Origin of the sequence: Microcystis sp. LE19-131.1A (genome assembly GCF_027532015.1) — a bacterium.
Classification (GTDB): Bacteria; Cyanobacteriota; Cyanobacteriia; order Cyanobacteriales; family Microcystaceae; genus Microcystis; species Microcystis ichthyoblabe_A.
Window position 1 is genome coordinate 1 of the sequence record NZ_JAPZSS010000017.1, and the last position, 10,804, is coordinate 10,804.

Below are 10,804 nucleotides of genomic sequence, written 5' to 3' on the forward strand. Positions count from 1 at the left end.
ACAATTAATTTATCTAAAAAATACGCACTTAGAACATTTTTTATCTAATGTCTAATTGATTATGATCTTCAGTCTTGAACGGTCAACACACTGTTGTTTTTATTCCGAGGCGATCACTGGATTCAAACCCTTATCCAGTAAGACTTCTGGGATTAGTGATCGCATTTTTTGTGAGAAATGCGGGTTGAGCAAAGCGAGAGTCTTTCAGGATGCTAAAATATTGCTTTGTGGTCGCGAGGGAACTTTTGAATGTTTAGAATTACCCGGTGGTCGCGATCCTTTAACCAGGAAATTAAGCCCTTTAACCCTGATAAAATCTACGAAATAGTGCTTTCTGTCAATTTTTCCATTAATGCCCAATTTGCTCAAGAAGCGCAGGAGAAATTAAACGCTATCCTTGGGGAAATGGATGCGGATCACTGGCAAATTCACCACATCTGTGCAGCGATAAACTAGCTAGATATTCCCATGATCTAGCTTTTTCAGGGCGCTGAGAGCATGGAGACGGACGATTGCTTCTCCATCGGCTGCTAAAGTCAGCAAAATACTTTTATTATCCCGCTCTAATTCTCCTAAAGCGATCGCTAGAGACTGTTTAACTCCCGTATCAGTGAAGAGCGCCGGACGGGAGTGATAAAAATTACTGAGAATTTCCCCTGCTTGTTGGCGTAATTTCTGGGAGGTTTGCCGGCCGAGAATAGCGATAATTTCCCGACAAATTAGGACATTTTCGCTATATAAAGCCTTTTCTAGATAATTTAAAGCTTCTCCATCCTCGATCCAGCCCAATGCTCGCACTACAGTTAATTTTAAACTATCGGGAGTTAAGGAAGATTGCAGCAGTGGATTTAAAGCTTTGGCTGAGGTTGCTGTGCCGATACGACCGAGAGCGATCGCCGTTTCTTGACAGATCTCGAGGTGGATATCGAATAACAGCGGTTGCAGATGGTTAACTAAATCTGCTTGGGGATAATTCGTCCCCAGGTAACTACTAGCTTTAATTGCTTCCCGCCGCACCTCGATAGCCGGATCCCGTAAAGCATCAAGGATAATCGCAGTAATCCGGGGATGGTGAAAACTGCTTAAAGCTTCGATCGCCATAGCCCGAATGGCGCTAGATTGATCCTTAACTACAGTTAAAAGCGGTTCGATAATTTCTGGCCGGCGAATTTGTGATAAAGCTTGTACGGCTAAAAAACGGGTATTAGAGTCGGACAGTAATTGCCCTAAACTAGAGATCGCAGAACTGCCGATATTAGCTAAAGCAGCCGCAGCCATTTGGCTGAGTTCCTCCTCCTCCGATCTTTGCAATAATTGACTGAGAGCGAGAATACAGGCTCGATCGTCAAATTGACTGAGAATTCTCGCCAGAAACCAGCGCATTTCCCCATCTTGTTCCTCGGATTCTAACAGGGCAATTAAAGGAGCGATCGCCGATTGCCCGATTTGAGGAAAGAGTTTCGCTATCTCCCATCGCTGTTGAAAATCACATTTTTGTAAAGCTTCTAGGGCTAAATCGAGGATTTCATCGTTAATAATCGATTCAACAGCATCTTTTTGGTTTAAAAGTCGCTGTATGCTGGCGTTTACTGTCTCCCAGTCCTTTTTATTCAACGCTATCTGAGCTTTTTCTAGCAGAGCTTGCATCGTGAGAAATGGCCTCGATTTTCGTGCTACCTATCCTAAGAATGTCAGACTTTCTCGTTTTTGTCCTCTCTCATAATGCAAGAAACCGATAATAAATCTCCACATTGTGCATCGGACATCAGTAGACCTCTTGCATAAATCCGAAAACAAACGATAGAAACAATAATGGGAGGGACTTTCAGTTAATTATTTATTAGTAAGTACCCAGGCAAAATTAATTAAACATATCTAACTACCTCTTGCCTTTTGCCTCTTGCCTTTTGCCTATCTTCACTAGGAAATTTATTTTACACGACTACTTAGTTGATAATCTTCAAAAATGTTGCTGTACAAGGATCGACTTAAGACTTTTGCAAGAGGTCTAGTATTTAGGGTTTGCTGAAAAAGTACGGGCGAAGCATTCGGATAGAAAATCTCTGGTTTCACCGATAGGTTATTGCCCGAATGCTTCGCCCCTACAGGACGCGGGCCGATGAAGACGCAAGGTTTTGAACCACGATTCTCTCAAAATCTTGCACCTGTTTCGCAAGCAAAGCCACAAAACCCTTACCTTGCCTACATTTCACATTTATTCAGCAAGCCCTATTTACTCAGGGCAAGCTATCCACAGACTTCTTGCAGAAGTGGGAATATGGACAAAAGTATATTATCGAAAAAATCGGGTCTAAAACCTCGCCTTAAGGCGAAAAGTTTTGGGAGCGGGGCATAAATCCCCGTTACAAAAACGGCCTCCTGCCCCCTGCCGACCGCCCCCTGCCTTCGTTAATGACTTTCCCCTAAATCATCAAAACAAAACAGCTATTATTCCCAGTGTTTGGATAATCAGAAATGATGAAAATTTTCCCCGTTTAGTTACTTGTTATGTACTTTAAGGAGATAAGGAGATAAGGAAATGAAACTCTTAGATGTGGTTGCTCTATTAGAAGACTTACCCCAATTGGGATTATATCGCGGGCAAGTGGGAACAATTGTAGAAGTCTATGAGCCAAATGTTTTTGAAGTTGAATTTAGCGACACTTCTGGCCTTGCTTATGCTATCGAAATCTTACAAGAGAATCAATTAATGTTATTACATCATTCTACCTTAGAATCCCCAAAATTAACCGCTAAGTAGCGGTAATCTGTTGACCATCTAAATCACTCGTTAAGACTGTCTATGAGAGGGGAAAAGGGAGCTTTTTTTCAGTGTTGCCAAAGGCACGGCGTAGCCGTCCAGTAAACAGTAATCGGTGAACTGAAAACTCACATCTAATAACTGATAACTGATCACTGATCACTGACTTGTGAGGGCGCATCAGCGATCGCACAGTAGGGACGACTATAACAAAGGGGTGTTTCCAAGTCGTGTTGTTCCAAAAATTCCCGATTACTTAAAATCCTAGCGGTTTCTCCTTCTGCTACCACCTGACCACGACTTAACACCACCGTGCGATCGCATAATTCTAAAGCCAGATCGAGATCGTGGGTGGCGATCACTTGGGTTTGGGGTAAAGTGGCTAACAGTTGTATTAATTGCCGACGGGACCTGGGATCCAGTTGGGCGCTAGGTTCATCAAAAACTAAGACCTCCGGTAACATGGCTAAAACCCCTGCAATTGCCACGCGTTTTTTTTCACCCCCCGATAGATTCTGACTGTTTCTCTTACCGTAATGCTGGGAATCCAATCCCACCGCGTGTAAAGCATGATGACAGCGATGGTTTAGATCCTCTCCCCGAATACCCTGATTCATCGGGCCAAAAGTCACATCTTCCCAGACAGTGGGCATAAATAGCTGATCGTCGGGGTTTTGGAAGACTAAACCGACAAAATTGCGGATATTTTCTAAATTCTCCGGTTTAACTTCGTAGGGACCGACGGTGATTCTACCGGTTTGTGGCGGGAGAATACCGTTAAAATGCAGTAATAAGGTGGATTTTCCCGATCCATTTGCCCCGACTAAAGCCACCTTTTCCGTAGCTTCGATGGCTAAATTAATACCCTTTAACGCTTCTGTGCCGTCAGGATAGGTATAAACTAGGTTTTCAATAAAAATCGGGTTGTGGTGCATGAAAAACGAGACTTTTACCTGAGTAGATGTACCATTTGACCCCAGAGGATCAGAATTACTATGGCAATTATAGCGAGATAATCTTTCAGCTTACTTTGGGGAACCTGTACAGAGGGCAAGGAACCGGTGTAACCCCTCGATAACATGGCTTGATAAATGCGATCACCACGTTCGTAGGTACGGACAAATAAAGCGCCGATCATGTGTCCCACTAGCAGCCGTTGCCATCGGGGACTACTCATTAAATTGCGCGCAATTGCTGCCCTTCGCATGGAATTAAATTCAGCGATCAAAACAGCTAGATAACGGTACATAGAAGCCAAAATTGCCACCAATAAAGGGGGAGTTTTCAGGGTAACTAAGGCTTGTAACAGGTCGGGAATTGCTGTGGTTAAAACCAGAATATTGACCGTACAAAGACAGAGAAAAGCTTTAAAGGCCACACTGCCTAAAACCAGCAATCCCTCGCTAGTTATCCGCAAAAATCCCCAAGACCAAAGAATTTCGCCGCCATCACGAAAAAGAGTTCCCAATAAAACCACACCGATAAAGACAAATTCGATCGCTACTCTTCGTAAAAGTACAAGAATAGTCACCCGACTGATCAGAATTAAAATAATTAATCCTAATCCGTAAATCCCCCAAGTTTCCCAGCTACCATTCGGGGTTAAGGCTGTGGCAAAAACTAACAAAAGAGTCACTAAAACCCGGGTATGGGGCGCAAGTTTCTGCCAAAAACCGCAATTTTGGCACTCATTTTCGCGAGAAAAAGTGGCAATGTGTAGCATTTATTCAGTTATCAGTGATTTAGGTATTTAGGGATTTAGGGAAATTTCAGCCAAATGCCGCACTACCCCACTACCCCACTTCTCGACTCCTATCTACTTATTCCTGATTTTGGGATTTTGGAATGACTAATTTACCGATACCCCAAGCGATGCCGAAAGTGGCAAGAGTTCCCAGAAAACCGGCGAGGGGAGTGGCCACACCTTGGGGAACACCTTTGAGGGCATAACCATCAAAAATTCGGGCGAAGGGTAATTGATGACCAAGGGCGTTGGGATCTTCTTTTTGGCTAAATTGCAAGTCTTCCGCCACTCGATCGAGTCCGTCGGGATCGGGACTGGCAAAGGGAGAAAGAAAAACGGCGATAATTAGGGATAATACCAAGCCAATCAGGAAAAATTGGCTATTTCTGCGAATATTCATCGACTTAATTGCTTTATTGACGAGAAGCTTAGGAAGGGGAAACAGAAGTATTAACGGAATGGGGCGGATCGTAGAGGAGATCGGGACGGGTTCGCCAGATATAACCGACAGCGAAAACGGTAATCACCGCTTCCCCGATACCGATGAGGATATGCCAAGATAACATGGCCACAAGGGCGACTAAAGGCGGTACAGTCCCCGATAAAGCCAATTGCAGGGCGCAAGCTAACGCCGCCACCACCACACTTGTCCAAGCAGCCACGGCAACAGCGATCGCCATACTGCGCCAACGATGAAAACCGAAGGCTTTTCTAATCCCCAGATAGAGATAATAACCGCCAAACGTCCCGATCAGACCCATATTGACGATATTAGCCCCTAAAACCGTTAAACCACCATCTTGAAAAAATAAAGCCTGCACGATAAAAACCACCGCCATCACCAGAGAACCCGCCCAGGGACCGAGTAAAACCCCCGCGAGAGTCCCCCCTAACAAATGTCCGGAGGTTCCCCCCGGAATGGGAAAATTAATCATCTGGGCGGCAAAAATAAAGGCGGCACAAACTCCCATCAAAGGTACAGCCCGTTCAGCGTAGTGACCGCGCACTTTTTTGAGAGAAAAGCCAATCAGGACGACGGCAATTATCCAAGTAAATAGACTCACCGATGGACTCAAAAAGCCGTCGGGTATATGGAGGGCGAGATAAGGGGTCAGGAGAGGGTGAAACAAACCAACCCCTAGAAAATTAACAGACATTAAAATTCAGTCTCCTTGGCAATTTGGGTTAAAGATTTCCATAGAATTGCGTCGCTAGGACGGAAAAGTCCTCTCTTCTAGTAGATAACTAACCGCTTCATTTTACAATGCCCTCTCTGGGGATTTAAACCCTTTAGCTTCTTAAGAATTTCTGTTATTTTTCTGGTCGTCAGGGTTTAGCTATCAGCCAAAATCTCAATTATTCTCAAGCAGTCAAATTATTTAAATTATTATTAATTTTTCGAGGTTTTTTCAGTTTTTATGCTATTCCTTAATCAGTGAGCAGTTATCAGTTAGAAGAGGCTGGTGACTACATTGACTACGCGATCGGTAGTCAGGGCAGTGCTTTAATTGGTTTAGAGGTCATCTAATGATAAGCTATCAGAGATAACTCCCTCTTTTTCGCTTTTTCTAGCTTGGTGTGAAACCGTGATCAACTCTGAAGAAAAAAGACCGACTTGGGACGAATACTTTTTAATGATCGCTAAATTAGCCGCCACCAGATCCACCTGTTTAGCTTTTCCCGTCGGTGCGGTAATTGTCAAAGATCGGCAGGTTTTAGCCACGGGGTACAATGGTTCCCCATCGGGAACGGTTCATTGTACTGCCCAGGGTTTTTGTTATCCCGGTTTGGGAACCTGTCGGGAATCCGGAGAAATTCCCTCTCGGGCAATTCATGCCGAAGCTAATGCGATCGCTCAAGCGGCTAAACACGGTATTTCTACCCAAGGAGCTAGTATCTATGTTACCTTAGAACCCTGTATTTCCTGTTTAAAACTAATTATTTCTTCGGGAATTAAGGAAGTTTTTTACGAAGCGGACTTTAATAGTGGGACAAAAGCCATGTTAAGGGATTCTTTTCTAGAAACGGGGATTATTAAGTATAAAAAGATTTATTTATCGGAAGAAATGGCTAGTCATGCGGCCTTATTTTTATTAAATCCCATTTCGATCGATCCCAGGTAGTTATCCTCAACGGCGACATCAATGACGACCCCGCAACTTTTCGAGTGGGATGAAAATAAGCGTCAGGCTAATATAGAAAAACACGGCATAGATTTCGCCGACCTGGAAGCGATTTTTAGGGGTCCAACAATTGAGCGCGTGGATACCCGTCAGAATTACGGCGAAATTCGAGTGATTCTAGTGGGTACAATCGATAATATCGTTTTGGTGGTGGTTTATACATGGCGTGGCTCGGTTCGTCGAATAATTAGTGCTAGGAGGGCCAACAACCGTGAACGAAGAACATATTACCAGAGTCACCCGCGAACAGTGGGCGAAGTTGAAAGGCAAAACGAACTGGGAGAAAGTTAAAGGGATGAGTGAGGCGGAAATTGCCAAAAACGCCCTAGAAGACCCCGATAATCCCCCGCTGCCAGCTGATTTTTTCGATGAAGTTCTGGAATGCGCCCCGGGTTCCTTGAATCCCTAACCCTCCGATTAGTAACTGGATTTAGGGATTTTATCGGGGGCTGTATTAGCCTAGACTAACACAGCCCAAAGTTACCGTTTAAATGTCCAAATCCGTAAGATTTAAACGCGGTCCGTGGGTTTCGATAAATTCTCGCCGGGGGGCAACTCGATCGCCCATAAGAATGGTAAATAATTCCTCAGCTTTGGCTGCGTCTTCGATTTCCACCCGTTTTAAAGTGCGAGTTTCGGGATTCATGGTAGTATCCCAAAGTTGTTGGGGCATCATTTCTCCTAACCCTTTAAAACGTTGGATTGTGTAGTTAGCATTGGAGGGAAATTCCGCTATCTTTTGCTGTAATTCTCGATCGCTATAGCAGTAGGAATGATTTTTACCGCGTTCCAATTTATAGAGAGGAGGACAGGCGATATATACATAACCTTGGTCAATTAAATTCTTCTGATAACGATAGAAGAAAGTTAACAACAAAGTTCGGATGTGCGCGCCATCCACATCAGCGTCAGTCATTAAAACAATGCGATGATAGCGCAATTGTGAGGGGTCGAAATCTTCTCCTTTAATTCCTAAACCGAGGGCGGTAATTAAGGATTGAATTTCCGTATTTTTGTAGATTTTGGCATCATCGGTTTTTTCGATATTGAGGATTTTTCCCCGCAGAGGTAGAATCGCTTGAAAACGACGATCGCGCCCCTGTTTGGCACTGTTATGGACGAAAACGCCAGAAGCAAGGGCAAAGTTATGGGTATGAGGAACCTCGATATCATAGACATCGAATCTTGTTTCTAATCGCTTGATCGCCACAACTCGATGATTGTAATTAGCCACCGCTTCTAAGGCTTTATTTTTATCACCATCAAAGTAGCGATCGCAGAAAGAATCGAATCGCAATATTGATTTATCCCGCGTCTGAAGCCGATATTTTTGATAAGCGTCCAAATCAATATAACCTCGATCGATCTCAATTTGTTTTAAGGTCGCTAGGGTTTTTTGATAGTAAGTTTTATTCAAAGCATCACGACGTTTTGAACGAAATTCCCCTGTCCATTGTTCTTTAGTTTTCTCCCGTCGCCATGATAGTAAATCCTGATTTTGCCATTGTTGTTTGGCAGTTTCAGAATAAACTTGACGCTGTTCAGGATGGTCGATAAAGTATTGACGAACTTTATCCGCTTGTGCTTGGCGATTTGTCTGGCTACTCCAATATTGCTGTTGTGCTTGATAAAGTTGTTCGGCATTTTGTCGGCGGTATTCCTCATTTGTATCGTAGAAAGTGCGCCATTTTTCGGTCATGTAGGCTTTATATGCTGCTACTTCCCATTGTGCTTTGGCTTGTTCTGATAAAATTTGCCTTGTTTCTGGTTCTAACATTCGTTGACTCATCATCAAGCGAAATTCATCAGTCTGACGAAGTTGACGACATTTTTCGATCACTTCAGGACGATGTAAAGTTTTCTGAATGTGATAACGATGTAATTCCAAATGATCTTGAATGGATAATCTTTGAAGATTGGAGGGATTATTGTTCAGTTTATTGAAGTCTATGTGATGACAATGTTCTCCATCTTCGAGTTGATAAATTCCCTGCCAACGATTATACCAATCAGCGATCGCATGAGTGAACAACCAAGAATCGGAAGCGGGATTCCAGACCATTTCATAACCGTTAATGGTGATTCCGGGGTCACGAAGATCGGACAATTTCCGATACAAAGGCATTAAAGCATCTTCTGGAGTTAAAGCCGCAGCAGGTTTATAGCTACCATCTCTTAACAGGAAAAGATGGTCAGGAGTACAAATAATCGCTTCACCATGATCGAGAGTAATTTTAATTACTTCTGCGTCTTTTTTGGTGATGCGGGCATTAATAACTCGTTCAACCCCGATCGTGCCATTGTCACGAATGGTATAACAAAAATGTTCCTTTCCTTGGGCTTGTTCGGTCACTAGCTGTTTAAAACTGAGGTTGCGTCCATCGACAAGGGCGATTTCTGTATCACCATGAAAACAACCGCCGGCGCTGTCCCCTTCGACGATGTAAATTTCTGACTTTTCTGGGTCTCTTTCGCTACAATCAGCCAATTTACCCGGTAAAGGTGAGGATTCCAAGACCGATTTCCGTCGTACTAAGTCCCGGGCCCGTCGGGCTGCTTCCGCCGCTTTGTACGCTTGTACTGCTTTTTCGATAATCGTGTCGGCCACTTGGGGATTTTGTTCTAGGTATTCGTTGAGAGTTTCCCCCACCAGCGAATCGACGATACCCCGGACTTCGGTGTTACCTAATTTGGTCTTGGTTTGGCCCTCGAATTCCGGTTCGGGGACTTTTACGGAAATAACGGCGGTTAAACCCTCGCGGACGTTTTCCCCCGCTAGATTAGGCTCGTTTTCTTTAATTTTATTGCGTTTACGAGCAACATTATTTAAAGTACGGGTCAGAACTGCCTTTAATCCTTCTAGATGAGTTCCCCCGTCAATGGTGCGGATATTATTAGCAAAACCGAGAATATTGTCGCTATAGGCATCTATACACCACTGAAAAGCCACTTCGATATTAATTCCCGTCTTTTCCCCCGATACATAGATAATATCTTTGTGCAGGGTTTCTTTTTCCCGACACATATAGGCGACGTATTCTTTAATACCCCCCTCATAACAATAGGTTTCGATGTGGGGTTCTTCGGGACGGTAATCGCTAAAGGTGATTTTAACACCCGCATTTAAGTAGGCTAGTTCTCGTAAACGTCCGGAGAGGGTACTGTAATCAAATTCGATGCCTTGGCTAAAAATTTCGGTGTCTGGCAGGAAATTAACCCTAGTTCCCGTTTTTTCCTCTTGACTGGGACTGCTGACCAATTCTGTGACGGGGATACCTCTTTCGTAGCGTTGGGTATGTACTTTATGATCGCGCCAGACTGTCACATCGACCCATGCAGAAAGAGCATTAACGACGGAAATCCCGACTCCGTGTAACCCTCCCGACACTTTATAACCACCACTGCCAAATTTACCGCCGGCATGAAGTATAGTGAGAACGGTTTCGAGGGCAGATTTACCCGTGGTGGGGTGAACATCGGTGGGAATACCCCGGCCATCGTCAGTGACGCTGACGGAACCATCGGCCTTGATATCCACTTCGATATGAGTACAGTAACCCGCTAGGGCCTCATCGATCGAGTTGTCCACCACTTCATAGACTAAATGATGTAGTCCCCGCGGCCCGGTCGTACCGATATACATCCCCGGCCGCTTCCTGACTGGTTCTAACCCTTCGAGAACTTGTATCTGTTCCGCGCCGTAGTTACTTGTCATAAAATTTCCCTGAAAAGGCTGTGATCCCTGATTAAACCTAAATGAATAGCAAAATCTTCAAAAATTCTAGCACATAAGGGTTAAAGACTGCTTAAATGCCTTTAGGGAGAATTTTTTATTAGGGATAGGACATAGGGAGACATTTTTGTTACAAGCTAAACCACTGGAAGGCAGCAAGGAGAGGAAATTCAATACCGTGTCTTTCTTCCCTGTCATTAGACCTCTTGCATAAATCGGAATTTCCGATGCCTGATTGAATAACTGGACTTCCCCGTTGACAAAAAGCCATAACCTGTGCTGTAGAAGGGATTAAGAGAATTTCCGCCGCCCCGTTACTGGGTACAAATCAGGGAAACTCCCAATAAATCTAACGCTTTTTGTTGCAGTTTAGTCGGTCGAGT

At 44.0% G+C, this 10,804-nt stretch carries 10 protein-coding genes and 1 pseudogene; 5 read left to right on the forward strand and 6 right to left on the reverse strand.

Translation table 11 applies throughout. The annotated features are described in order from the left end of the window. Nucleotides 1–181 precede the first annotated feature (181 nt). Nucleotides 182–283 (forward strand): annotated as a pseudogene (locus O9323_RS01690) (aspartyl protease); the annotation flags it as partial. Further along, nucleotides 250–456, forward strand: a complete 207-nt coding sequence (locus tag O9323_RS01695; protein ID WP_002755912.1) for a hypothetical protein — start codon at nt 250–252, stop codon at nt 454–456. The pseudogene O9323_RS01690 and the gene O9323_RS01695, both read left to right, overlap by 34 nt. Here the strand turns inward: O9323_RS01695 and O9323_RS01700 are convergent, their stop codons facing one another. Further along, on the reverse strand, nt 457–1,647 hold the full coding sequence (locus tag O9323_RS01700) for a HEAT repeat domain-containing protein (RefSeq protein WP_130758366.1): 1,191 nt from the start codon (nt 1,645–1,647) through the stop codon (nt 457–459). Nucleotides 1,648–2,539: 892 nt separating this feature from the next. Between O9323_RS01700 and O9323_RS01705 the strand changes: the two genes are divergently transcribed. Further along, entirely contained in the window at nt 2,540–2,761 is a 222-nt protein-coding gene (locus O9323_RS01705) for a DUF4926 domain-containing protein (RefSeq protein ID WP_002755910.1), read from the forward strand. 152 nt (nt 2,762–2,913) lie between these two features. Here the strand turns inward: O9323_RS01705 and O9323_RS01710 are convergent, their stop codons facing one another. The 4 genes from O9323_RS01710 to O9323_RS01725 all read right to left on the reverse strand — a co-directional run bounded on the left by O9323_RS01710 (nt 2,914) and on the right by O9323_RS01725 (nt 5,662). Beyond that, nucleotides 2,914–3,696 carry an energy-coupling factor ABC transporter ATP-binding protein gene (locus O9323_RS01710; RefSeq protein ID WP_002755908.1) on the reverse strand — a complete coding sequence of 261 codons (783 nt, stop codon included), beginning with the start codon at nt 3,694–3,696 and terminating at the stop codon, nt 2,914–2,916. A gap of 14 nt (nt 3,697–3,710) precedes the next feature. Beyond that, nucleotides 3,711–4,484 (reverse strand): cobalt ECF transporter T component CbiQ, encoded by a 774-nt coding sequence (gene cbiQ, locus O9323_RS01715; protein WP_002755905.1) that lies wholly within the window; start codon nt 4,482–4,484, stop codon nt 3,711–3,713. 97 nt (nt 4,485–4,581) lie between these two features. Further along, a complete protein-coding gene (locus O9323_RS01720; RefSeq protein WP_002755904.1) occupies nt 4,582–4,905 on the reverse strand; it encodes a PDGLE domain-containing protein in 324 nt (107 codons plus the stop codon). Nucleotides 4,906–4,933: 28 nt separating this feature from the next. Next, nucleotides 4,934–5,662: an energy-coupling factor ABC transporter permease gene (locus O9323_RS01725; protein ID WP_002755902.1), complete on the reverse strand. Its 729-nt coding sequence runs from the start codon at nt 5,660–5,662 to the stop codon at nt 4,934–4,936. 429 nt (nt 5,663–6,091) lie between these two features. Here O9323_RS01725 and O9323_RS01730 point away from each other — a divergent pair, with 429 nt between their 5' ends. Together O9323_RS01730 and O9323_RS01735 are read left to right on the forward strand one after the other, a co-directional pair. Further along, nucleotides 6,092–6,628: a deoxycytidylate deaminase gene (locus O9323_RS01730; RefSeq protein WP_002755901.1), complete on the forward strand. Its 537-nt coding sequence runs from the start codon at nt 6,092–6,094 to the stop codon at nt 6,626–6,628. A gap of 21 nt (nt 6,629–6,649) precedes the next feature. Further along, nucleotides 6,650–6,979: a BrnT family toxin gene (locus O9323_RS01735; protein WP_149106493.1), complete on the forward strand. Its 330-nt coding sequence runs from the start codon at nt 6,650–6,652 to the stop codon at nt 6,977–6,979. 196 nt (nt 6,980–7,175) lie between these two features. Here the strand turns inward: O9323_RS01735 and gyrB are convergent, their stop codons facing one another. Continuing rightward, complete coding sequence (gene gyrB, locus O9323_RS01740; protein WP_002755900.1) at nt 7,176–10,403, reverse strand: DNA topoisomerase (ATP-hydrolyzing) subunit B; 3,228 nt, start codon at nt 10,401–10,403, stop codon at nt 7,176–7,178. Nucleotides 10,404–10,804 lie beyond the last annotated feature (401 nt).